This window comes from Hymenobacter rubripertinctus, assembly GCF_003583925.1.
GTDB lineage: Bacteria > Bacteroidota > Bacteroidia > Cytophagales > Hymenobacteraceae > Hymenobacter > Hymenobacter rubripertinctus.
This window is the reverse complement of record NZ_QYCN01000013.1, coordinates 84,716-108,726: the sequence shown is the minus strand read 5'-3', so window position 1 is coordinate 108,726 and position 24,011 is coordinate 84,716. Positions and strand designations below refer to the sequence as shown.

Annotated in this window: 19 protein-coding genes and 1 tRNA gene; 4 read left to right on the top strand and 16 right to left on the bottom strand. The window is 62.5% G+C overall.

Going from position 1 to position 24,011, the window contains the following annotated elements:
* Window positions 1–224: 224 nt before the first annotated feature.
* The 8 genes from D0T11_RS10540 to rpmH form a co-directional block, all read right to left on the bottom strand.
* A complete protein-coding gene (locus D0T11_RS10540; RefSeq protein ID WP_119655753.1) occupies window positions 225–1,520 on the bottom strand; it encodes a serine hydrolase in 1,296 nt (431 codons plus the stop codon).
* A gap of 122 nt (window positions 1,521–1,642) precedes the next feature.
* The gene (locus tag D0T11_RS10535) at window positions 1,643–2,863 is read right to left on the bottom strand and encodes a hypothetical protein (protein WP_119655752.1); all 1,221 of its coding nucleotides are present in this window, start codon (window positions 2,861–2,863) and stop codon (window positions 1,643–1,645) included.
* A gap of 50 nt (window positions 2,864–2,913) precedes the next feature.
* A complete protein-coding gene (locus D0T11_RS10530) occupies window positions 2,914–4,239 on the bottom strand; it encodes an APC family permease (protein WP_119655751.1) in 1,326 nt (441 codons plus the stop codon).
* A gap of 160 nt (window positions 4,240–4,399) precedes the next feature.
* Window positions 4,400–4,918 (bottom strand): DUF2480 family protein, encoded by a 519-nt coding sequence (locus tag D0T11_RS10525; RefSeq protein WP_119655750.1) that lies wholly within the window; start codon window positions 4,916–4,918, stop codon window positions 4,400–4,402.
* 50 nt (window positions 4,919–4,968) lie between these two features.
* Window positions 4,969–5,667 carry a tRNA (adenosine(37)-N6)-threonylcarbamoyltransferase complex dimerization subunit type 1 TsaB gene (gene tsaB / locus D0T11_RS10520; RefSeq protein ID WP_119655749.1) on the bottom strand — a complete coding sequence of 233 codons (699 nt, stop codon included), beginning with the start codon at window positions 5,665–5,667 and terminating at the stop codon, window positions 4,969–4,971.
* A 649-nt stretch (window positions 5,668–6,316) separates the two neighbouring features.
* Complete coding sequence (locus D0T11_RS10515; protein ID WP_182888336.1) at window positions 6,317–8,029, bottom strand: S41 family peptidase; 1,713 nt, start codon at window positions 8,027–8,029, stop codon at window positions 6,317–6,319.
* 97 nt (window positions 8,030–8,126) lie between these two features.
* The gene (locus D0T11_RS10510) at window positions 8,127–8,561 is read right to left on the bottom strand and encodes a ribonuclease P protein component (RefSeq protein WP_119655748.1); all 435 of its coding nucleotides are present in this window, start codon (window positions 8,559–8,561) and stop codon (window positions 8,127–8,129) included.
* Between the two features lie 37 nt (window positions 8,562–8,598).
* Window positions 8,599–8,757 (bottom strand): 50S ribosomal protein L34, encoded by a 159-nt coding sequence (gene rpmH / locus D0T11_RS10505; RefSeq protein WP_088465719.1) that lies wholly within the window; start codon window positions 8,755–8,757, stop codon window positions 8,599–8,601.
* Window positions 8,758–9,008: 251 nt separating this feature from the next.
* On the opposite strand from rpmH, the gene D0T11_RS10500 reads away from it, so the two are divergent.
* Both D0T11_RS10500 and D0T11_RS10495 read left to right on the top strand, forming a co-directional pair.
* A complete protein-coding gene (locus D0T11_RS10500; protein WP_119655747.1) occupies window positions 9,009–10,742 on the top strand; it encodes a M61 family metallopeptidase in 1,734 nt (577 codons plus the stop codon).
* A gap of 194 nt (window positions 10,743–10,936) precedes the next feature.
* Window positions 10,937–11,743 carry a hypothetical protein gene (locus D0T11_RS10495; protein ID WP_147374611.1) on the top strand — a complete coding sequence of 269 codons (807 nt, stop codon included), beginning with the start codon at window positions 10,937–10,939 and terminating at the stop codon, window positions 11,741–11,743.
* A 164-nt stretch (window positions 11,744–11,907) separates the two neighbouring features.
* Here D0T11_RS10495 and D0T11_RS10490 read toward each other — a convergent pair whose 3' ends face one another.
* The 3 genes from D0T11_RS10490 to D0T11_RS10480 form a co-directional block, all read right to left on the bottom strand.
* Window positions 11,908–12,213 (bottom strand): hypothetical protein, encoded by a 306-nt coding sequence (locus D0T11_RS10490; RefSeq protein WP_119655745.1) that lies wholly within the window; start codon window positions 12,211–12,213, stop codon window positions 11,908–11,910.
* A gap of 161 nt (window positions 12,214–12,374) precedes the next feature.
* The gene (locus D0T11_RS10485) at window positions 12,375–13,310 is read right to left on the bottom strand and encodes a PfkB family carbohydrate kinase (protein ID WP_119655744.1); all 936 of its coding nucleotides are present in this window, start codon (window positions 13,308–13,310) and stop codon (window positions 12,375–12,377) included.
* Between the two features lie 155 nt (window positions 13,311–13,465).
* Window positions 13,466–13,539: transfer RNA gene (locus tag D0T11_RS10480), tRNA-His, on the bottom strand.
* Window positions 13,540–13,763: 224 nt separating this feature from the next.
* Here D0T11_RS10480 and D0T11_RS10475 point away from each other — a divergent pair.
* Window positions 13,764–15,197 (top strand): DEAD/DEAH box helicase, encoded by a 1,434-nt coding sequence (locus tag D0T11_RS10475; RefSeq protein WP_119655743.1) that lies wholly within the window; start codon window positions 13,764–13,766, stop codon window positions 15,195–15,197.
* Between the two features lie 300 nt (window positions 15,198–15,497).
* Here the strand turns inward: D0T11_RS10475 and D0T11_RS10470 are convergent, their stop codons facing one another.
* From D0T11_RS10470 to D0T11_RS10460, 3 genes are all read right to left on the bottom strand, one after another.
* On the bottom strand, window positions 15,498–15,956 hold the full coding sequence (locus D0T11_RS10470; RefSeq protein WP_119655742.1) for a hypothetical protein: 459 nt from the start codon (window positions 15,954–15,956) through the stop codon (window positions 15,498–15,500).
* Between the two features lie 177 nt (window positions 15,957–16,133).
* Complete coding sequence (gene upp, locus D0T11_RS10465) at window positions 16,134–16,832, bottom strand: uracil phosphoribosyltransferase (protein ID WP_119655741.1); 699 nt, start codon at window positions 16,830–16,832, stop codon at window positions 16,134–16,136.
* Complete coding sequence (locus D0T11_RS10460; RefSeq protein WP_119655740.1) at window positions 16,820–17,794, bottom strand: GNAT family N-acetyltransferase; 975 nt, start codon at window positions 17,792–17,794, stop codon at window positions 16,820–16,822. Before D0T11_RS10460 ends, upp begins: the two co-directional genes overlap by 13 nt.
* Window positions 17,795–17,937: 143 nt before the next feature.
* Between D0T11_RS10460 and D0T11_RS10455 the strand changes: the two genes are divergently transcribed.
* Window positions 17,938–19,821, top strand: coding sequence for a hypothetical protein (locus D0T11_RS10455; RefSeq protein ID WP_147374610.1), 1,884 nt, complete (start codon window positions 17,938–17,940; stop codon window positions 19,819–19,821).
* Window positions 19,822–20,017: 196 nt separating this feature from the next.
* Here the strand turns inward: D0T11_RS10455 and D0T11_RS10450 are convergent, their stop codons facing one another.
* Together D0T11_RS10450 and D0T11_RS10445 are read right to left on the bottom strand one after the other, a co-directional pair.
* On the bottom strand, window positions 20,018–20,215 hold the full coding sequence (locus D0T11_RS10450) for a PID-CTERM protein-sorting domain-containing protein (RefSeq protein WP_119655738.1): 198 nt from the start codon (window positions 20,213–20,215) through the stop codon (window positions 20,018–20,020).
* Between the two features lie 75 nt (window positions 20,216–20,290).
* Window positions 20,291–23,578: an FG-GAP-like repeat-containing protein gene (locus D0T11_RS10445; protein WP_182888335.1), complete on the bottom strand. Its 3,288-nt coding sequence runs from the start codon at window positions 23,576–23,578 to the stop codon at window positions 20,291–20,293.
* Window positions 23,579–24,011: the final 433 nt, after the last annotated feature.

Here is a 24,011-nt window from a genome sequence, read left to right as displayed (position 1 = left end):
GTGCAAAGGTAGCAAACCCGGTGGGAAGTTTGCAAGCCCGCAGCAAAACTATTTTTTCAAGCCCGGGCTGCCTGAGCGGCCGGTCCCTTCCGCGTTTCGGATTGGGAGTGCAAAAGTGCGCCCTTTCTGCTAACTGTGCAAACCCGGACCATAAAATAGCCACACCCCACCCGCTTCCGCTCACAGTATCAGCTACTTTCTTTTCCGGGACAACTAGCGGTAGGCTAACGGGTACCCTCGGTGCCGGTAAACTGAGCGGAAATATGGGCTGCCGGCCGCACGCCGGACGCTTCGTATCGATAGATCTGCTGACCCAATGCCTCCAGAAAAGGCAGCCCTACGGAGCTGTATTCATAGGTCCCGTCGTTGATGACGCCGTTTTTATTCACGTATAAGACCGCACTCAGCATGAATTCGACCTGGTGGGTGGCATCGGCGAAGTAGGCAACGTCGGCCAGGTAGCCGTGCGACATGCCTACTATATTATAGATGCGCAACTCTGGAGCGGCCGTGGCCGCTGGACGACGGCCGTAGTAGAGGTACTTCTTGTATGCATCGAAATACCGCTCGGGCTTATATAAGGAGTAGCCGGAACTGTGCGGAGTTTGGTGCAGGTAGTAGCGCAGGAAAGCGTAATCGTCCGGCGCGAGGTCGAAACGCTGGCTGGCGGGCACAGATTCGGGAAAAAGGACCGCGCGCAGCATGGTGGTGACGGATTGGAGCGGCAGGTAGTTGGCGGTGGTGAAATCGTAGGGGCCTGCCACGATACGGCCGCCGGCCTGGTGGGCACGCCCTTTGGCAATGTGCCCCAGCGGAAACCCGAAAGGCTGGCGGTTGATGGCAGCCGGTTGCTGGTAGCTGAGCACGCCCGTGGCCGGGTCCTGGAAATCGATGGGGTTGGTGTAGCGGTTGGCGGCCGTATCGCAGGGAGCAAAGCGCCGAACGATGCGCGTTTCCGGATAGCCCAGCGCGGCCAGCCGCTCGTTGAGGGGGCGCTGGCCCAGGAACTCGTAGAGCCGGTTATAGGCCTGGTTGTCGCTGACAAGCAGCATGCGCTTGGCATAGTTACCGACGGTATTCACGCGGTCGGAATCGGGAGAGGCCCCGAAGGGCGCGGGTGTCTGGCAGCGGAAGGCGGTGCCGGTGCGCATGGGCGAGCGGCGCGTGAGGCCGGGCTGGTGCAGGCGGTTCAGCTTTTCGAGGGCCAGCGCCACGGTGGGCAGCTTCACCAGGCTGGCCGGGTTGAAATACTGGCCGGCATCGAGCCGGAAGTTATGCTGCACGAACGTTGGCCGCTGCTGGTCGTCGCGGTTGATCTGGGTGTAAATCACCTGCAACTCGTACTCGTCGGCATGCTCGACCACGGAGCGCAGGCGGTCATCAGCGCGCAGCAGACTATCGAGGAGCAGACTGTTGGCTCCCGGAACCGGCGGCGGAGTGGCCGGTAGTGGCGCAGAACCGGCAGCAACCAGCCACAAGGGCAGCAGGCCACCGAAAAATAAGACAAGGGGGCGAATCATGTCATCAAAGTTCGTTAAAAACTCCTCCCTGCCCGCTGCAACCTGCTAACCACCGCTTACGGAAAGAGCCGGACCCCTGAATAGGAACCCGGCTCTCTGGAAATCAGGACTGTGGTACCGGGCTATTGCTGAACCGGCGTGGTACGGTGGGCCAGCAGCAGGTTGGAGTCGTTTTCGCGCCAGTTGTAGCCGGTGCCGAATGGCAGCGGGCGGGGCGGGTGGGCCTTATCCGTATAGGCGGCGGTGAGTTCGGGCTGGTACTGCTTGGCAAACAGGTTGATGGGGCGCTTATAGGTGCCGTAGTAGGTAAACTGCCAGTTGGTGGGCGTGAAGTACTTCATGGCAATGCCTGAATCGTCCTGCAAAACGTAGTTGCTGCGCTCCAGCACCAGATTCCGCACCTTGCTGAAGTAGCTTTTGTGCATGAGGTAGGTGGCCGATTTCACGTAGGTAGTGAGCGGGCCGAGGGTGCGCACGTACTTGAGGGCGGCCTCCTGGGTGGTGCTGAGCTTCCAGTCGCTGATATCGACGGAAAAGTAGAGGACCGTTTTTTCCTGGCCGTTTTGGGTGCGCAACTTCATCTCGACACCGGGTACATGTTTCGGGCCGGGCTTGCGGATGGTGGCCGAGTCGGCCTCGGTGAGTTGGCCTTCGGAAGTGAGCTGCACGTAGCGGATGGCTTCCACCTGATGATGGGTGCGGGTGGCGAACAGCAGCATCAGGGGCAGGGCACCGTCCAGCTCCACCGACTTCAGATCCACGGCCATGGCATTGGTGCGGAAAAAACTGAAGTTCAGCACCGACCACAACGAGGCCTTGAGGGCCGAAAACAGCTTGGCGTTTTCCAGCGTGGCGCGGGCCGGCACGGTCCCCACGGGTTCGAGGCCCATCAGCACGTAGGTCTGGCTGGTGGGAAACATGGTGGTCACGTTCAGAAAATCGGGGCCGCTGAAAGGATAGAAGATAGTGGGGCTGGCGGCGCGCACCGAATCCAGCTCGGTGGCGGCCCAACCCTCTATTTTAGCAGTGCGGGTGGAGTGGTACTTGTCCCAGCTTTTATCGGCATCCGTCGCGTAGGCCTGCCAGGCGGGTTGGGCCGCGAGGGGTTTCAGGTCGCTCTGCTCACTTACCCGGAGCCCGGCCAGGTAGGCGGCCACGTTGTGCGTGGCCGAGGTATCGGGAACAACGGGCTCCGGAGCGGCCGGTAGGGCGGCCGCTACCGTGTCGGGGGTCGCAACGGGCGGGGCGGCCGCCTGCCCGGTTTTGGTGGAAGTCGAATCGGAGCAGGCCGCCAACACGACCAGCAGCAGCGGGAATAGACCTTTGATAATGGGAAAGCGCATTCGGAGAATCATCAGTGAGCGAAAAATCAAAAAGTAATACCGCCCCGCGCCTACTGCGGCGCGCTGGTGCGGCTCAACCGCTGGCCGACTGCGTACACGAGCAGGCCCAGCAGCAGCGTGGCCAGGCCGTAGAGCGTTTCGGTGGGTTTGTCGCGGGCGATGAACCAGAGTGTCCAGCCATTGAGCCCCAGAAACAGCAGGGGGGTGAACGGGTAGCCCCAGGCGCGGTAGGGCCGGAGCAGGTCGGGCTGGCGCACTCGCAGCACAAACAGGCCCAGCACAGTGAGGAAGGTGAACAGGTTCAGCACGAAGCCGGCGTATACGACCACCTGGGCGAATGAGGATTCGAGCACGAACACCAGCGTAAGCACCAGTTGAAACAGCATGGCCCGTACCGGCACGCCGGCCGCGCTACGCCGGGCCAGAAAATGCAGGGCCGGCAAATCTTCGCCCATCACCTGCACAATGCGCGGCCCGGCGAATATCATGGAACTGATGGTGGACACCAGCAAAGCCGCAATCAGCCCGCCCATAAGCCGCCCGCCCGCCGGCCCAAATAGGGTGGTAGCCGCCACGAAACCGATTTCTACCTGCCCTTTGAGGGCGCTGATGGGCGTGGAATAGAGGAAGACGAAGTTCAGGGCCACGTAGAGCACGAGCACCAGGGCAGTGCCCGTCAGCAGAATGCGCGGCAGATTGCGCTGGGGCTGATCTACTTCGCCCGTCAGGTACACGGCGGCGTTCCAGCCCGAGTAGGCATACGACACGAAAATCAGGGACACCGCAAACGCCGGGCTCAACAGTTGCTGCCAGTCGGCCGGCCCCTGGGGCGTGAAAGCCAGCGGCTGAGGCGAGGCCACGGCCAGCCCCAGCCCGATAAATCCCACCAGCACCAGCACCTTCAGCGCCGTTACAATCACCTGCAACCGGCTGCCGGCCCGGCTGCTGAGGGCGTGCACCACCGTCAGGAGTACCACAACGGATACGGCCAGCAGTTTGGGCGGCAAACCGGGCCACACGCTGCCGGCGTACTGCTCCAGGGCCAGCGCCGCCGCCGCCGTGGGCGCGGCAAAGCCCACCGTAGCCGACACCCAGCCCGACAAAAAGCCCAGCGCCGGGTGGTAAATCTTCGACAGATAGTGGTACTCGCCGCCCGAGCGGGGTAGGGCCGCCGCCAACTCCCCGTAGCACAGCGCCCCGCACAGGGCAATGATGCCGCCCACGGCCCAGAGCATCAGCAGTACAAACCCGCTCTGAATGCCCATCACCTGAAACCCCAGGCTGGTAAAAACCCCCGTACCCACCATATTGGCCACCACGATGGCCACGCCCGTCAGCACACTGATTTTGTAGGGAGAAGCAGCTGTTTGGGGCATGAACGGGGCGTTTGGGCCTCAAAGATGCAGATGTTGCAGCTAAAAATACTCTCCCATCTTACCAACAACGGGCCGCCCGCCTCCTGCCGCCGGCCAGAAAGGCCAGCGGCCCGCTTCAGAATAGTGCCTCCCCCACAATAGGGTCCGGTTCGGCCAGGCCTTACCCTAACGCTGCTTTCGGGCGCTTATAGAGCGGCACCGTGCTGCACGGCTCCCCGTACATAATGCTACTGGCTACGGGTAGCAGTTTCTGCATAATGGCCACGTAGGCGTAGGTCGGCACCGGCTTCTCGCCGCAACCTTTCACCACGAGTTTGGCGTCGTGGTAGTCCTCGGGGTTGAGGGCGGCAATGGCTTCGTGGAACAGGTCCTGCTCCAGGGCATCCAGGCTGCCGAATACGTAGCGGTGGGCGTGGCCCTGGAGCTTGCCGGCCAGCACCATATAGGCCCAGGTAGGCACAATGGCGTCGGCAGAACAGATGATGGCCACATTTTTACCGTCGTATTGGCTCCAGTCGTGGTCTTTTACAAAGGCGCGAAAATCCTTTTCGCGCAGCATCAGGCCATGAAACAGATTGTCCTTGATGTCGTACTCGACCCGCTCGCCGGGATGAATAAACTCCTCCAGGTTGAGAGTGACGAGGGCACTTTGCGCTACGCGGTTGATGAAGTCTTCCATAGGTAGAGGGGAGAAGCAAAAGGGGAGCAGCGTGTTGTTCTGCGCAGCCTTTACTTCGCTTTAGGCGTGGTTGTGTACACTTCCTTCAGGTAAAACGGCTCGTAGTAGGCGACGTCCCGGAATTCCTGCCGTTGATAAGCAGCCAGTGCCAGCTCGCCTACCGCAATGGCCGAAGGCTCGATGCCCGAAAGAAAAGCCGCGTGCGGATTATCTGCTACCAGCGGTTGAAACTTGGCGGCCCCACTGCCAAAGCATAACAACGAGTGCCCGCCCAATTGTTCGGCCAGCGTGGTTTCGTCGAGCAGCAGGGGCGCGGGCGGCAGCACTTCGGAGCCGTCGGCGCGGTAAAGGGCGGCGTACACTTCCATCCGGCGCGCATCCAGCAGGGGGCAGTAGAGGTACTGCGCGGGCCGGGCGGTGCGCGTGGCTACCTGGTGGGCCAGGCTTTGCAGGGTACTGATGGCCAGCAACGGCACCTCCAGGGCATAGCACAGGCCCTTGGCGGCGGCCCCGCCAATGCGCAAACCCGTGTACGAGCCCGGCCCGTCCGACACGGCCACGGCCGCCACGTCGGCCAGCGTGTGCAGGGTGTTTTCCAGCAGCTGGCTGATGAGCACGCTCAGATGGGAGGAGTGCGACTTTTCCAGCCGCAGCTCCGTCTGCCCCACCAGCCGCCCCGTTTCGAGGTGGTGCAGGGCCACGGAACAAGCGGGCGAGGACGTTTCAAGAGACAGCAGCAGCGTGGACATACGGCAAAGGTAAGCGCTTAAGCAGGGATGCGTAAGTAGCCGCGCTGATTTCAGGCCCTCATGCCGGGGCTGGCGGCGGCCTGTTTTGCTACGTTCGCGTGTGCCCGCCTATTCAGAGCGAATTGCAGGTCAGTGTACGAACTTCAGATCATGATAGGGGCGGAGGCTAATTTGAAAACTACTCCGAGGTGTAGCGTTCAACGAAAAAAAGTGGAGCAACGCTACAGACCGTGTAGCGTTGCTCCACTTTTTTTCGCCGAACGTTACAAAACGATAGCCCATCCAGAAATGCCCCCGCGCCGGGGACTTTTCCGGATGGGCTCAAAACTAAAAAGCCCTATCGACCACGGGGACGAAAGGGCTTTTTTATGCGCCTGCTTCTCAAATTACCCGCTGCGTGCGTAGTGTCAGCTCACCAAAGTGCACTCCTGCCGCTACCGCTGTGGAGTTGAAAGAGGCTTGGGCAAAGACGGGGTGCTGGGGCTACCGAAGCTGGAGCTGTGTCCCCGGGTGTAGCACCTGATTTCAGCGCAGCAGTAAGGGAGCAGGTTGTTTTTTGGTTTTCAGTCCGGCAAACCAGCCGATGCCCGCATATGCTGGCATCGATTCTTCATGCCTGATGGCGGTGAAGTAACAGCCCCGTTGGTGGCTACTGCCGGCTGGTACTCGCGTTGCGGCGGGCTTCGGGGCGGGCCTTGGCTTCGTCGGTGCCGGCGCGCAGCAGGGCCGTGTAGCGGGGCTGGTCGTTGAGCACGTTCAGGGCCATCAGGATGTTGGGGTCGTCGTCGAAGCTGGCCTCAATGCTGCCCTTCTGGAAGTAGTAGCGCGACACGATTTCCTGCTCCAGCATCTCCCGGATTTCGGGCTTGAAACGGGTCAGGTCGTTGGCTTTGTTGGTGGTTACCTTACGGCGCATGGCTTCCAACTCGGTTTTCACGTCGTCGTAGTGCTTTTCGGCTTTTACCTTCTTGGTGAGGTCGGCCAACGACTTCTCAGCATCGGTGCTGTAGTTGATGTCCTTGTCCTTGAGGTAGTCCACGAACTTCTGGTAGTCGGCGTCGGTGAGCTTGAACTGCCGGGCCGTAGCAATGGTCGGGTGCTCGGAGCGGTAGCGCGTGGCGTAGTCGAAGAGGTAGCTCTTCTGGAGTAGCACGCGGGTGATGTCGGCAATTTCGCGGTCGTTCACCTCCACGTCGGGGGCCACGCCGCCGCCATCGAATACGGTGCGGCCGGCCTGGGTTTTGAAGGCCGTGCGCAACGAGTCGGGCACTTTGCCCAGCGTGCCGTCGTCGGCGCGGTGGGAGTAATCGATTTCCTGGATGCAGCGCCCGCTCGGGATGTAGTACTTGGCCGTCGTGACTTTGAGCTGGGAGTTGTAGCTGAGCGGACGCGTGGCCTGCACCAGCCCTTTGCCGAAGGTCCGCTCCCCCACCAACACGGCCCGGTCGTAGTCCTGCAACACGCCCGACACGATTTCGGAGGCCGAAGCCGAGCGGTTGCTGGTAATCACCACAATCGGAATCTGGGTATCCAGGGGCATATCCAGGGCCTTGTAGGTTTTATTCCAGTCGGACACCTTGCCTTTGGTACTCACGATGTCGCGGCCCTTGTCCACGAACAGGTTGGAGATGTTCACGGCCTCGTTGAGCAGGCCGCCGGGGTTGTCGCGGATATCGAAGATGAGCTTTTTGGCGCCCTGTTCCTTGAGCCGGGCCACCGCCAGGCGCACTTCCTTGCCGGCATCCACCGTGAAGCCGGCTAGCTGGAAGTAGCCGATGTCAGCCGTCAGCATCCCGTAATACGGCACGTTGTCGACCTGGATTTTGTCGCGGGTGATGTTGATTTCGACGGGCGCATCCTGGCCGTAGCGGGTCACCATCAGCTTCACCACCGAATTAGCCTGCCCCTTGAGCAGCTTGCTGATATCGGCGTTCGATTTTTTGTCGACGATGACGCCGTTGATGTTCAGGATTTCGTCGCCGGGCAGCAGACCGGCTTTCTGGGCCGGGTAGCCCTCGTAGGCGGCCTGCACTACCGTTTTGCCGTTGCGCTTCACCACCACGGCCCCGATACCGCCGTACTGGCCGGTGGTCATGGTGCGGAAATCCTCGATGTCGTCCTCGGGAATGTAGTTGGTGTAGGGGTCGAGCGACTTGAGCATGGCGTCGATGCCCGTTTTCACCAGCTTGGCCGGCGGCACCTCGTCCACATAATAAGTATTCACCTCCTTGAACAGGGTGGCGAAAATGTCGAGGTTCTTGGCAATTTCAAAATACCGCTCGTTATCGGAAGCCGGGCGGAAGGATACGAGCAGGGCAGCACCACCCAGGAAGGCAGCGGCGACAATAGATTTTTTGCGCATAGGTGGGGGCTGAAAGCAACGAAACGACCCTACGGTTGTCGTGCGGCCGGTTTTCAGTTCTCAACGAAAAGCCACCCCACACAACGCGCGTCAGTACTTAGGAACCAGTACTCCCGGCAGGGGTTGCATTGGCATCGGTAAGCAAACGCTCCAGCCCTGAAATTAATTTTTTTTCCACCACCGCCAACGGCTTTTTTTCTTTGCCGGTATAAATAATGGCCAGCTGGCCCACGCGGTGGCCGCCCTCGGCTTCCAGGAGCCGGTACTTATTGAGGCGGTAGGCCTCGCGCAGCAGCCGCTTGAGGTAATTGCGGTCGACGGCGCGCTTGAAGTTGCGCTTACTCACGCTCACCAGCACCTGGGGCGGAGTTGTCGAGGGCTCTTCTACGGGCAGCCAGATCAGCCGCAGGGGGTATAAACCAAAAGAAGAACCCCGGCCGAAAAGCTCGTCGATGAGCTTTTTGCGGCACAGATGTTCTTCTTTCGGAAACGAGTAGGAGCGCGCTGCCGGCGTTGAAACGGGTGTGTTCATCGGCGGAAAATGCGGCTGAATAGCCGTCGGCAGCGGTTTAGCGCTTATGACGACCTTCGTCGGATACGGTCAGGCGCTTGCGGCCTTTGGCACGGCGACGAGCAATTACGCTACGACCGTTAACGGATTCCATGCGCGAGCGGAAACCGTGCTTGTTGCGGCGCTTACGCTGCGAGGGCTGAAAAGTACGTTTCATGGTATGAGTAAGTGACTCTGTTACAACTAGGGCCGGCAAAGGTAGGAGGATGATTTGGAAAAGACAAGTATTGCCCCCGGTTTAGCCCGCCTATTTCCAACAATTTACGCCCAATCCGGGAGATTAAACCCGCTTTTGCTACCCGGTAAAGGGCCAGCCGCGTTTCAAAAAGAATGCTCCCGGACGCTGGAATATGCGGTAAATTGCGGCGGCAAACTGCCTGACTACCGCCGCCTCGCCCCTCTTCTGCCATGATTCATTACCACGTTTCCTTCGAGAACCCGCTCACCTTCTACCTCCAGATTCAGATGACGTTTGAGGTGCCCGCCGGCACCGAGGAAGCCTTGGAGCTACAACTGCCGGCGTGGCGGCCGGGGCGCTACGAGCTTCAGAACTTCGGCCAGAAGCTGCAACACGTGGTGCTGGAAGACGCGGCCTCGGGCGAGGCGCTGGCGGCGCGCAAAATTACCAAGGACCGGTGGCAGCTGAGCGGGGCGGCGGGGCGCACCGTGCGGGTGCGCTACAACTTCTACGCCCACCAGATGGACGCGGGCGGCTCCTGGCTCGATGAATCCCAGCTCTACCTCAACCCGGTGCAGGCCCTCCTGTACATTGAGGGCCGCCAGCAGGAGACGTGCCAGCTGCTGCTCGATATTCCGGAGGGCTGGCAGATTGCCTGCGGGCTGCCCCAGCGTGGCCCCAACACGCTCGAAGCCCAGAGTTTCGACCACCTCGCCGACTCGCCCCTGATTGCCAGCCCCAGCCTGCAATACCGCAACTACGAGGTGCAGGGCCTCCCCTTCTACATCTGGATTCAGGGCGAGTGCCCGGTGGACTGGGCGCGGCTGGTGCAGGATTTCCGGGCCTTCAGCGAAGAGCAGCTGGCCCTGTTCGGCTCGTTTCCGGCCCGCGACTACCACTTCCTGAACCAGATTCTGCCCTACAAGCACTACCACGGCGTGGAGCACCTGAACTCGACGGTGATTACGCTGGGGCCGGCCGAACTGCTCATGAGTGAGGGCCTCTACAAGGAGCTGCTGGGCGTGAGCTGCCACGAGCTATTCCACGCCTGGAACATCAAAAGCATCCGGCCCGCCGAACTACAGCCCTACGATTACGCCCGCGAGAATTACTTCCGCACCTGCTTCATTGCCGAGGGCCTGACCACTTACTACGGCGAGTACCTGCTGGCCCGGGCCGGCGTGCGCACCGCCGACCAGTACTTCCAGGAGCTGAACACGGTGCTGCGCAAGCACTTTGATGACTACGGCCGCTACCACCTCTCGGTGGCCGATGCCAGCATGGACCTCTGGCTGGACGGCTACAAGCCCGGCGTGCCCGACCGCAAGGTGTCGGTGTACCACAAGGGCGCATTGGTAGCCCTGCTGCTCGACCTGACGCTGCGCCAGCTCTCGGGCCACCAGCGCAGCCTCGATGAGGTGATGCGCCAGCTCTGGACCGAATTCGGCCAGACCGGCGTGGGCTACACCGAGGAAGACTACGGGCGGATAGTGAGCGAAGTGGCCGGGCGCGACATGCAGGCTTACTTCGACAAGTTTATCTACGGCACCGCCCCGCTGGAAGAGCCCCTGAACCGGGTGCTGGGCTTCGTGGGCTGCCGCCTGCTTGTCGAGGAAAACGCCTCGGCCGCCGAGGGCACCTACGGCTTCCGGGCGGTGGTAAAGAACGAGCGGACCGAGGTGCTCGACATTCTGCCCGACTCGCCCGCCGCCCTGGCCCTGACGGTGGACGACGAAATAGTGGCCGTGAATGGCCGCCGGGTGGAGATGAACCTGCAAACGCTGCTCAGCGACGGGGCCGACCACCACCAGCTGACCGTATTCCGGCAGAACCGTCTGCTGACGGTGGTACTGGCGGCGGATGCGGGCCAGCGGTTCTGGCAGAAAATCACCATCGCCCGCCTGACTGCCCCGACAGCCGAGCAGCAGACCAGCTTCCGGCAGTGGCTCAAGCAGGATTTCTAGCCCCGGATTGGGCCGCCTGCCGGGCAGTTGGTACCTTTACGGAGCGTGAAAAGCTAAACTGCGCCCACGGCCCGTTTGCAGGGTTTTGAGCCACTTCGGCTTCGTTTGCCGAAGCATTCTTTTCGCGCTTTCATCCCCGCTCTCTGTCCACCCGACCACTGCGCGCCTTCCGACCAAAGTCTACCCTCCCGCTCATGTTTCGGTTTCGTACCGTAGCTACTGTCCTGCCGCTGGCGGTGGTGCTACCGGCCTGTTCGTTGCGGATGCAGCCCGCCGAAAAACCCCGGCCCAATGTACCGGTGGTGGCCCTGCCCGCTCCCAAGCCGCCCCGCATCTACCGCCTCGAACACCTCGATACGCTGGTGCAGCTGCCCGGCCGGGTGTTGCGCATTTACCCGGCGGCCCGGCCCGTGTACGAGCGCCTGCCCGCTCCCGCCTGGGTGGTAGCCAAGCCGGCCTCGGCCGAGGAAGAGGATTCGTTCCTGGATTTCACGGCCGAGGAGCGCCGGCAGCTGGCCAAAGCCAGCGTGCGCGTACAGCGCACGGGCCGCACCCTGCACCTGCGCCCCACGGCGGCCAGGGAGGTGCGCCTGCTCAACAACCCGGCCGAGGACGAAAACAACGTCGCCTACGAGTACCTGACCGCTTTGCCCGATATCCGGCAGTGGCTGCTCTCGGTGCATCTGTATGAGGGCGGCTACTACCTGCTGGTGGATCAGCGCACCGGCCGCCGGACCCAGCTCATGGCCCTGCCCGTTATTGCCCCCGACGGCCGCCATTTCGTCTGCGGCAACTCCGACGTGCTGGCCCGCTTCGAGCCCAGCGGCCTCCAGCTCTGGAGTCTCGATGACGCGGCCCCGCGCCTGCTCTGGGAGCGGCAAACCGAGTGGGGCTGCACCCAACCCCGCTGGCTCGACAACAAAACCATCCTCTTCGAGCAGGATTTCTTCGACAAAGGCGACGTGGATACGCGCGTTGTACGGTTGCAGGTAGTGCCTTAGCTGGTAGCTGGTAGCTGGTAGCTGGTAGCTGGTAGCTGGTAGCTGGTAGCTGAAAAACGAAAAGGCCGCCGCACTCAGTTGAGTGCGGCGGCCTTTGTTGTGTGCAAAAAGTGCGTTTCTGGAACGAAAGCCAACAGCTAATAGCTCTCAGCTAACAGCTGATACTAGTGGTCTTTGCTGTTGTCGCTGCCTTTGCCGGCTTTGGCATTGCCGTCAACGGAGGCCGGCTTATTGTTCTGGGGGTTGCTGCGGGGCTTATTGTAGGGCGCCTGCGTGGTTTCGTTGAGGTTGCCGCCGGCCGTGTTGCCCTTGGTGGGGTTACCGTCCTGGGTGATGGAGTTGCGGCTCGGGTTCTGCACCACCGAATTATTGCTGTCGGTATTGGCGGGGTGCGTGTTTTCGGCTCCGCCATCGGGGTTTTGCAGGTTGGGTACCTCGGGGTTCTCTTTATATTGGGTGTCCTTGCTCATGACAGTGGGATTTACGGATGAGAAGATAAACTACCCTTTATTTTACCCCGGCCCGCCACCAAAGGTTGTATTCGGAGCTCACAGGATTTTGGCCACAAAAAATTCCGCCCCGACCAGACGGCCGGGGCGGGATGCTGTTTTTTACCGGATTGGTGGCCTGCTTAGCTCTGGGCAACGGCCTCCAGGGGCTGCACGGCTACCAGCTCGGCAAACTGCTGCTCGCGGGCTTCGATTTCCGCAGTCGTCAGGTTGAGCAGGCGCTCGGTGCCGAACTTTTCCACGCAGAACGAGGCCATGGCCGAACCGTGAATCACGGCGCGCTTCATGTTCTCGAAGCTGATGTCGTCGGTAGCGGCCAGGTGGCCGATGAAACCGCCCGCAAACGTGTCGCCGGCGCCGGTGGGGTCGAATACTTCCTCCAGGGGCAGAGCCGGGGCGAAGAAAATCTGGTTTTTGTGGAACAGCAGTGCGCCGTGCTCGCCTTTCTTGATGATGAGGTACTTCGGCCCCATCGCCATGATGAGTTTGGCGGCCTTCACCAGGGAGTGCTGGCCCGAAAGCTGGCGGGCTTCCTCGTCGTTGATGCTGAGCACGTCCACCATTTCGATGGTCGTTTTGAGCTCTTCCAGGGCAATGTCCATCCAGAAGTTCATCGTGTCCATTACGATGAGCTTGGGGCGGTTGACGAGGCGCTGGATCACGAGGCGCTGCACCTGGGGCGAGAGGTTGCCCAGCATCAGATACTTGCAATCCTGGTAGGAATCGGGCAGAACGGGGTCGAAATCGGCCAGCACGTTGAGCTCCGTCACCAGCGTCTCGCGCGAGTTCAGGTCGTTGGAGTACTTGCCCGACCAGAAGAACGACTTTTCGCCGGCCTTGATCTGGAGGCCCTCGGTATCCACACCGTGCTCCTGCAAACGCAGGATGTCCGACTGCGGAAAGTCGTCGCCGACTACGGCCACGATTTTCACGGGTTTCACGGAATACGAAGCCGACAGACCGATGTAGGTGGCCGCGCCGCCCACGATTTTGTCGGTTTTGCCGAAGGGAGTTTCCAGGGCGTCGAAGGCCACGGTACCGATAACAACCAGACTCATAAAACAAACGGGGGAAAAGTGTTCAACTCAAACGTAGTAAGGCCCTGCAACAGCGGCCGTGTCCGAATCCTTCCCTGAAGCCAGGAAAAGACGGGCCACCGCTGGGCAGACAAACAAAAAAGGTCTCTACCGGAGCGGAGAGACCTTTTTTAGGGGGTAAATAATGGGGCTCGAACCCACGACCTTCGGAATCACAATCCGACGCTCTAACCAGCTGAGCTATATCTACCGTGTTGGGTATTGATGCCACAAAAGTAGCGGGCCAGCGGGCATTTACAAAAGTTTGACGCTTTTTTTTTACTGACTCTCCCGCCATGCCCGCCCCTGCGGAGCCGGAACCGGCTGATTGAAAAGCACTAAGACCAGAATACCGGACGCTCATCCTTCCGGGCGGCGCATGGTAAGTGCCGCCGCTATTCGCCGTATCTTTGTGGTTTACTTCCCGTTTTTGTCATGTCCGATACGCCGCAGCCGCTCACCTTTGCCGATTTCAAGCTCAACAAACAACTCCTGACGGCCGTGGCGGAGGCGGGTTTCACGGAGCCCACGCCCGTGCAGGAGCAAACTATTCCGCTGCTGCTGGCCGGCCACGATGTGCTGGGCATCGCCCAGACGGGCACCGGCAAAACGGCGGCCTTCGGCCTGCCGCTGCTCATGAAGGTGAAGTATGCCCAGGGCGACCATCCGCGGGCCCTGGTGCTGGCCCCGACCCGGGAGCTGGCCATGCAGCTGGAAAAGCATCTCCAGAAGCTGGCCGTGCACACCGACCTGCGCATTTTCGCCATCTACGGTGGCCTGGGACCCAAAACCCAGATCGAAACCATCGCCCAGGGCGTCGATATTCTCATTGCCACGCCCGGCCGCCTGATGGAGCTGTACCTGAAAGGGGCGCTGGTGCTCAAGGAGCTGAAAACGCTGGTGCTCGACGAGGCCGACAAGATGATGGACATGGGCTTCATGCCCCAGATCCGGCGGCTGCTGGAAGTGATTCCGCGCAAGCGCCAGAACGTGCTGTTCTCGGCCACCATGCCCGATAAGGTGACCACGCTGAGCGAGGAATTCCTGGAGTTTCCGGTGCGGGTGGAGGTAACGCCGGCCGCTACTTCGGCCCAGAACGTGACGCAGAGCCTGTACGAAGTGCCCAACCTCATCACCAAAATCAACCTACTGGAGTACCTGTTCCTCGACTGGGACGCGTTTCACCGGGTGATGATTTTCACGCGCTCGAAGGCCAACGCCGAAAACGTGGCCAGCTTCCTGGCGCGCAAGGGCCACGGCGAAGTGCGCGCCATCCACGGCAACAAGGGCCAGAACACGCGCATCAACGCCATGGACTCGTTCAAGGCCGGCGACGTGCGCTTCCTGGTGGCGACCGACGTAGCCTCGCGCGGGATTGACGTGCCCGAGGTCAGCCACGTCATCAACTTCGACGTGCCGCTGATTTACGACGACTACGTGCACCGCATCGGGCGCACGGGCCGGGCCCAGCACACCGGCGCGGCCATTACGTTTGCCAACGAGGCCGAAATGCACCATATGCAGCGCATCGAGGAGCTGATTCGCCGCCCGATTCCGCTGCTGCCGCTGCCCCCCGAGGTGAAGGTGGTGCCCACTTCGTTCGAGGAGCAGCAGGGAATGGACCGGGAGAAGGACGAGCGCCGCAAGCGCGAAGACCCCAGCTTCCAGGGAGCTTTCCACGAACGCAGGGAGTGGTTAAAGGCCGGCGTGACCATCGATAAGCGCACCGGCCGCGAGTACGAGGCCAAGCCCGCCCGCAGCCAGAAGGGCAACAAGAACAACCCCGGCAAGGGCAAGAACTCCACCCCCGCCGCCAAAGCCCTCAAAGCCGCCCAGGGCCGCGTGGAGTACAAGCGCAAGAAGCGGTAACGGTGAGTGAGTGAGTGAGTGAGTGAGTGAGTGAGTCGGTGAATGAGTGAGTTGTTCGGTCGTGGGGCGGCCGGCAGCCGCGGCAATCCGTCCGTCACCCGCCTCCCAACTCCGACCTATTCGAAAAAACCCCTGACGTTAACACGTCAGGGGTTTTGCGTTTATCAGAACCTTGAGCCGCTTAGCGGACAGCCTGCTTCGGCTGCCACCCTTGCCACAAGTGCCGGCTCACTCACTCACTCACTCACTCACTCACTCACTCACTCACTCACTCACTCACTCACTCACTCACTCACTCACTCACCGATAGTGGTCGAAGATGGGCAGGTGGCTGAACTTGATGGCCAGCAGGGTGAAGGCGAAACCCCAGAGCACGGCGCTCCAGGTCATGTGGACCAGAATGCGCCAGCGGGGCACGTGCAACTGAGTGGCTATAACGGTGCCGCCCACCGGACTGAACAGGATGGGCGTGAGAAAGGCAATACCCACCATACCGAAGCGGCGGTAAATGCGCACCACCGTGCGGCTGCGGCGGCTGAACAACGGCTTGCCCTTGAGCTGCCGCCGCCGCCGCAGATGCAGCGCCCAAACCTGGCCCACGCCCGAAATCAGAATGACCGTGGTCATCATGCCGGCCACCGACAAGGCCCAGACCACCGGCATGGGCAGGCCCGCCGCCACTCCGGCAATGGGAGCGGCCACGAACTTGAACATGCCAATGGCGAAAACGGAAGCGTATTTGAGCAGGGCAGGCAGCAATTTTTTGGGGCTATTAGCTGACAGCTGTTAGCCGTTAGCTGTTGTTTTTGGAGGTAAATGGGCAACAGGAAGGGGCGGTGCGGGGCAGAACACCATCCGGCTGCAAATAATTTAATGGCCTCGGCTACCAGAACAAAACCTGTCCGCTAACCGCTATCGGCCAACAGCTCCAAAACCCTACAGTTTACTGCCATAAGATAAGTCGCCGGCGTCGCCGAGGCCGGGCACGATATAGGCCTGGGCGTTGAGGTCGTCGTCGATGGCCGCCAGCCAGAGGGTGGCTTCGGGCACTTCGCGGGTCACGTACTCCACGCCTTGCGGGCTGGCAATAACGGCCGCAATGTGCACCTGCCGGGGCGTACCGAAGCGCAGCATAGCCCGGTAAGTCTGCACCAGGCTCTTGCCCGAGGCCAGCATAGGGTCCACCAGAATCAGCACCCGCCCGTCGAGGCTGGGGGCCGAGAGGTAATCGACCTGCACCTGCACCTGGGCCGTGCCCTCGATGCGGTAGGCGGCTACGAAGGCGGAGGGCGACTGGTCGAAATAATTCAGGAAGCCCTGGTGGAAGGGCAGGCCAGCCCGCAGCACAGTGGCCAGCACCGGAAAATCGCGCAGGTGCTGGCTGCTCGACTCGCCCAGCGGGGTGCGCACGGTTTTATCGGTGTAGCTGAGCTGGGAGCTGATGTTGTAGGCCATGATTTCGCCCAGGCGCTGGAGGTTGCGGCGGAAACGCAGGGAATCCTTCTGCACTTCCACGTCGCGCAGCTCGGCCAGGAAGTGGTTGGCAATAGACGGCTGGGCACACACGACGCGCACGCGGGGGTTGGCGGCGGCGGCGGCGAGAGAATCGGTGGAGTTGGGGGTTAGCGCATCCATTTCAGGTACCAGGGGCGTTGGGTGAATGAGAGGGCCGCGTACGGGACGGGCACGGCCCCGAAGTTGGCGAAAAAACGGGCAATGGCGGGTAGCATCCCGCCTTCAAAATCGAGGATCAGCTCTGCGGTGCCGGCGTGCCGGCGAATGGCCTCATCCAGTAGCACTAACGGGGCGGCGGCCTTTTTGCCTTCCGGCGAGGCGGCGGCAAACAAATAAATCAGGCGGGTGCGGTAATGCACCAGCAAGGCCCCGGCCAGCAGCTCGCCGCTGAGCGGGTGGTACACGGCGCGCATTTCCAGTAGGTGCCGGGTTTGCAGCGCGGCCACCAAACGCCGCAATTGCCGGTAATGGCGCGGCCGCAGGCCGGCAGCGGGTCCTTTGGTTTGCTGAAACAGCGCCATCAACGGCTCCACGGCGGGCAGCTCCACCGCGCGCAACGGCGCGGTGGCCGCTTCGTTCAGGCGCAGGCGGCGGCGGTAATCGGCGCAGTAACCGGCCCGCAGCTGCTCGCAGGGGCTACTCAGGTCCAGGTGATACGTCTGGCGCGCCTGCAACGTGAGGGCAGCCGGGGCGGGTGGGGCCAGTGCCTGCCCGGGGCCGGGCAGACTATTGGCTTCGTTGAGCTGGGTGTAGAATCGGGTATAGCGGGCCGTCAGCAAGCTTAGCAGCGTCTCATCCGCCCACGAAGCGGCCGGGGCGGCCGGGTGCGTCAGGTGGCCCAGCTGCTGGGTGAACGGCGGCTGATACACCTGCCGCCCACCTGGCCGCCGCTTCACGGGCAGAGGCCATAGGGCGCGGTAGCGGCCAGTGGCTTCGTCCACGTCTACCAGCGCCTCCCACCGGCCGGCCGTGGCCGCCAGCCACCAGCTGTGGGCGTAGGGCACCGCCGGCCGGGCCTCAGCCACGCAGGCATCCCAGGCAGCCAGGTTGAGTTCCGAGAAGCGCAGCAGGCGAACGGGCATGGCGCAAAGGTAGAGAGTTGAACGGGGCAATGGGTGCAGCGGACGGATGAGCGAAGTGTCATCCACCCACCGCACCCATTCACCACCGAAACTCCGTAGGTTTGTTCACCCGTATGCCGGCCCTGGCGTACACGGCTCAGCTTATGAAAAAATCCTACCTGTTTTTAGCCGGCCTGCTGGGCCTGCTGGCCGCGCCGGCCGCCGCCCAGAACACGCCCACCCGGCCCACCGATGGCCAGGGCAACTGGCTCATGTACGACCAGCCGCCCAAGCCCGCGCCCTATCCCAAAACGGCCCAGGTAGCCCCGCTGCCCCAGGCCACTTCGCACGCCAAAACCACCATGGGCACCACTTACGTGCCCCTCGACAACGATATCTACCGCCTCATCGACCGGTACGCCATTCTGCGCGGGTCCGACTCGCTGGGCGAAATCCACACCTCCGTGCGCCCCTATACCCGGGCGGCCGTGGCCCGGCTGGCGGAGCGGATGCTGGCTGATTCGGCCGCAGGCCTTTCCCGCCAGGACCGCTTTAACGTGCGCTACCTGCTGCGCGACAACTGGCACGACACCCGCCAGGACTCGGCTATCAACCAGCGCGAAAAGCCCTTTTTCTCCTACTTCTACCAGCGCCCCACCGACCTGTACAGCGTGGAGACGCCCAGCTTTTCGCTGCGCGTAAACCCGGTGGCGGGCTTGAGCCTGGGCAACTCCGACGGGGCTAAAAGCTACACCTTCCTCAATACCCGCGGCGTGCAGGTGGAAGGCACGATTGATGAGCGGCTGGGTTTTTACGCCTTTCTGGCCGACAACCAAATGGCCGTGCCATTCTACGTGCAGGAGCGCGTGGAGCGCGACCGGGCCGTGCCCCACGAGGGGTTCTGGAAGCCGTTCAAAACCACCGGCGGCCAGTACGATTTCCTGTCGGCGCGGGGCTACCTGACGTACGCCGCCGGCCGCCACGTGAGCCTGCAACTGGGCCACGACCGCAACCAGATCGGCAACGGTTACCGCAGCCTGATTCTGTCGGATTATGCCTCACCCTACCTGTTTCTGAAGGTGCAGACCCGGATCTGGAAGTTTAAGTACCAGAACCTGTTCGCCCAGCTCACCACCGACCCCTCCGACAAGGACGACACCTACGGGCGTAAGTTTTTGGCCATGCACCACCTGAGTCTCGATGTGCTGCCCAACCTGAACGTGGGCCTGTTTGAGAGCATTCTGTCGGGCTCGCGGCGGCGCGATTCGGTTATCGTGAACGGCCGCGTGGAGGTGCAGAACCGCAACACCTTTGAGCTGCAATACCTCAATCCCATCATTTTTTACCGGGCCATTGAGCAAAGCGTGGGCTCGCGGGATGGCAACGCCCTGCTGGGCCTCGATTTCAAGTGGAACGTGCAGCAGCGGGTGCAGCTCTACGGGCAGCTGGTGCTCGATGAGTTCGTGCTGAGCCAGATCCGGGCCGGCAACGGCTGGTGGGCCAACAAGCAGGCCGCCCAGCTGGGCGCCAAGTATATCAACGTGGCCGGCATCAAAAACTTCGACTTGCAGGGCGAATTCAACTTCATCCGCCCCTTCACCTACCAGGCCCAGGACAAGTACCGCGACTACCAGCAGGCGGCCCAGCCCCTGGCCCACCCGATGGGTGCCAACCTCTGGGAGCTGATCGGTATTGCCAGCTACCAGCCCCTGCCCCGCCTCAACGTGGTAGCCAAGGGCTTTTTGGTGAAGCAGGGCCTCGACGCGCCCGGTCAGAACTACGGCTCCAATGTGCTGCTGCCCTACACCACCCGCCCCGGCGACTTCGGTTTCTCGGTGGGCAGCGGCCTCACGTCCTACCTGCTGCACGGCGACTTCACGGCCAGCTACCAGGCGGCCCACAACCTGTTCCTTGATGGCAAGCTCGTGTACCGGCACCGCACCTTCTCGGGTAGCCAGCCCCCGCCGCCCTACTTCACCGCCTCCAACGGGGTCCTGGCTTCCGTAGCCCTGCGCTGGAATATCGCCCAGCGCCTCCACGAGTTTTAAAGCCAGCACGCACTGCCGGCTGGTACAGTGGCGACTAAAGTCAGGACAGTTCCGCAACCCGGGTTAACGAAGGCTGCTACAGCCAACTGCCGGAAGCAGGGTCCGTCGCCCGGTTCGCTGACCGCATGCAAAAGCGCCCCTGCCGGATTCCGGCAGGGGCGCTTTTGCATGCGGTCAGCGAACCGGGGCGTAGCGACTACGCCCGGCGGCGGCGGCGCAGGTGACGCAGGGCGTAGCCCACGCCGCCGGCCAGCAGCAGCGAAGCCCCGCCGTCGATAGGCACGGCGGTGGGGTCGGCCGGGGCCGGAATTGGGCCGCCCGAGCCCGGACCCTGAGCCAGGGAGAAGGTGCAGCACCCCAGTACCAGGGCCGTCGTCAGCAAAACAGATTTCATATGCAGGATGCGGTTAGTGGAAAATAGCCGCTGGCTTGTTACCAGCGGCTTTCCATCGAAAGATTGATTGATCGATTAGTAGAGCACCACGCGCTTGGCCAGGATGCTTGTGCCGGCCTGCAAACGCAGCGTGTAGACTCCGGCAGCCAGGCCGGTGGCCTCCACTTGCAGGGTAGTACCGGCGGCGGGCAGTGCGGCCGACTGGCGGCGCACTACCTGGCCCAGCGGGTTCAGCAGCTCGACCTGCACGGCCGAAGCACCCGCTATGGCGGGCACCTGCACGCTGAAGGTATTGTGGGCCGGGTTGGGGTACAGGCTCACCTGCGCCGCCGCCAGAGCAGCCTTGCTGGCCAGCACCGTAGCCGAGAAGCGGAGCGTGAAGCGGCCCGTCAGCAGGGCCGTGGCCTGGGCCGCCGTTACGCTGAAGGTGTAGGCGGGCTGCGTGCGCAGGTTCACCGTCTGGCCGGTCTGCGCGTCGCTCAGGTAGGCGTCGAGGCCGGCGGGCAGGTTGCGGAGCGTGGCGGCGGTGAGGGTGTAGGAACCGGCAGTGGGTACGCCTACGCTGAGGGCCAGGGCGGTGGCAGCCGTGAAGGCCGGGCGGCCATCAATGGCCAGCTCCTCCCCCGAGGCAGCGCGGCTGCTCAGGTTCAGGCCCGTGGGGTTGGGCAGCTTAACGGCATCAAGCTGGGAGTCGAAGGCGGCCGTGGCCCCGGTTTCGGCATAGAGGTAGAACCCGTCGGCCAGCCCATTGCTACCACGCAGGTCGAGCTGCACAAGCGGGCGCGGGTCGGCGGCGGGGCGCTGGAAGGCAGTGGAGTCGGGCGAGGTCAGACGCTGGCTGTTGCGGAAGGTGAGCGAGCCACTGGTCTGGCCGCTGCTCACGCGGGCGAAGAAGCCCTGCCCCACGGGCAGCACGGGGTTGCCGCCCACGCCGTTGGCGTAGCTGCGGTACTGCCCGGCGTACTGGCCGGTGCTGCTGTACACATAAATGGCGGCATCCAGATTCGCACGGTCGGCGGGGGCCACGCGCGAGTAGTCGAGCGGAGCGGGATACGGGTTGCCCAGCAGCTGCCAGCCAGCATCGGCGTTGCCGGCCACCCGGTTCAGCGCCAGGCTCTGGGTGCCGTTGTTAAGCGTGCCCACGAAGTCCACGAGCTGGTCGGCGGCAATGCTGACGGAGTAGCCCTGGCCCACGGCCAGGGGCGTGGCGGGGGAGGCGGGCACCACGAAGCCCCGGTTAAACGGGTCGTAGGCGTTGGGCAGCGTCACCCGGCTCTGGTCGTAACCGAACACGGTGGGGAAGGGCGTGGTAGTGCCCGGCGTGGCCGAGGTGTTGTAGGTGCTGGCCTGGCTCACTTCGGGGGTGAAGCCCGTGGTGGCCAGGTCGGCTACGGTAGTGTTGGCCACCGGGGCCGAATAGTGGCGGTAGCCCAGGCCTGGGTTCAGGCTGGGGTCGATGTAGCGCTGCACCGTTGCGTTGCCCACCACGACGCCCGTGCTGCTGTTCACCACCACCGCGGTGCCCGTGTTGCGGCTCAGCAAGGTAAGAGCGTTGCCGGCCGTAGCCAGGTTGCCCGCGCCGGCTACGGTAAGCACCTGCGCCACGCTGGTAGCGGCCGACAGGGTTACGGCGTTGGCGTTGGTAGTGCTCAGGTTGCGCACCTGGCCTGGCAGGCCGTTGCCCGTGGTTTGGGCAGCCGTGCCGTTGTACACGTAGCTGGCATCGGTGCTGAAGCTGCGCGGCCCCGTGCTCTGGATAGCGCCCTGGGCGCCGCTGAGCGTGATACCAGCCGCGTTGCAGATGCCCAGCGTACCGCCGGCGGCCAGCGTGAAGCTGCCGGCCCCAACGATGTTGTTGCAGCCGTCGTTGAGCGTGCCGCCGCTGTTCACCGTCACGCGCGTGTTCACGGTTACGTTGCCGGCCAGCGTGCCCGTACCGCCGCTATTCACGGTAATGGTGTTGTACGTACCAGCCGGGATGCTTTGGCCGGGAGTATTGATGACCAGATCAGCCGGGGCCACGGTCACGGTGAAGACCAAGCCATTGCTGGTGCCTGCGGATGTGGTCACGGTGAGCAGGCCAGTGGTGGCCCCGGTCGGTACCGTGGCCGTAATCTGCGTGCTCGAATTAACCGTGAAGCTGGTCGCGGCCGTACCGTTGAAGCTCACTGCCGTCGCGCCCGTCAGGGCAGTACCCGTGAGGGTGACCACGGTGCCCACCGGGCCGCTGTTGGGGTTCACGCTGGTCAGCGCGAGGGCCGCGTAGGTCCCGCTATTGAGCAGTATGCTCACTGTATTGGCTCCGCCATTGGGAACTGCGATGTCGAGCCGGCCGTCGCCGTTCAGGTCGCCTAACTCCACGCCGTAGTGGAAGGCGGCCCCGATGGGAAACGACACGGCGGCACCAAACGTACCGTTGCCCTGTCCAGGCAGCACGTTCACGCTGGTCCCGCTCTGCCCGGTAGGTGTCACGATATCGGTCAGGCCGTCGCCGGTCACGTCGCCCAGCGTTACGGCCACATTGCCGCCGCCGCCGGGGTAGTTTACTCCCGCCGTAAAGCTGCCGGGGGCTCCCGAAGCCAGCAGCACGCTCACGCTGCCGCTGCCACCGGTATTGGCGGTTATGATGTCGAGCCGGCCGTCGCCGTTCACGTCGGCCAGACGTACTTCATCCGGCACGCTCCCATTCACCGGGTAGGCCACGGCCGTCCCGAGGGTGCCCGGGGTGGTCGCGGAATTGAGCAGCACACCCACCTGGTTGGAGGATTGCAGCGTAACGGCCACATCCGGCCGGCCATCGTTGTTGAGGTCGCCGAGCCGGAGCCCGTAAGTGACCCCGAAGCCGTACGAGTAGGTGGTGGCGGCACCAAACGTGCCGGGGGTGGTCATAGAGTTCAGCAGGATACCAACCGTCGCCTCGTTGCGGTTGGCCACCACAATGTCGGGCAGGCCGTCCCCGTTCATGTCGGCCACGCCCACGGGCAGCGGGTTGGTTCCGCCGGTGGTGTAAGCTACGCCCGCCCCAAACGTACCGGGTGTAGCAGCCGGGTTCAGGAACACGATTGTCTGATTGCCAGTGAAGTTGGTGGTGACGATATCGAGCCGGCCATCGCCGTTCAGATCGGCCACCGCCACTACATCACTCTCCGTACCTCCCACGCTGTATGCAACGGGGCTGCCAAAGGCCCCCGCCGCACCCTGGGCCTTCAGCACGCTGATTGCGCCGACACCGCCCAACACCAGGTCCAGCCGGCCGTCCCCGTCCAGATCCCCGGATACGATGGAACGGGGTTGGCTGAGGCCAGTAGGGTAATCCGTTTTGGAGGCGAAGCTCTGGCCAAATGCCGCCGGGGCCAGCAGCATAGCCAAACCGGCCAGCACCGGCCCTAGCCGATGCCCAGACGTTTCACAAAACCTCTTTGGTAAAAAGGGGATCATACAGTAGGGAAAAAAGAGTAAAACAGGACGAATGCCTGCCAGAATACTGAGGCGTGAATATACTACCTTATCCTATCTTTTTTTGCATAATTCCACTTTATAACTAACGTTACGCACCCATTGCGTCAGTGCTTCAGAAAACCACTTCAGCTGCTTCCGAAAAGGGCCTTTCCAAGCGCCCCGCTAAGGTGGTACGTAACATTAGTCATTAATTATTACCGTTACGCGGTGAGCGTAGCGAGTTCATGGTGCATAGCCCGGAGGCCGCCCGGATAGAGCGGCACTTTGAGCCGGAAGTGGCCGGATGCAACCACCGGCTAGGGGGCCGCATGAGAGTGGCAATCCTTTTCCAGGGCGG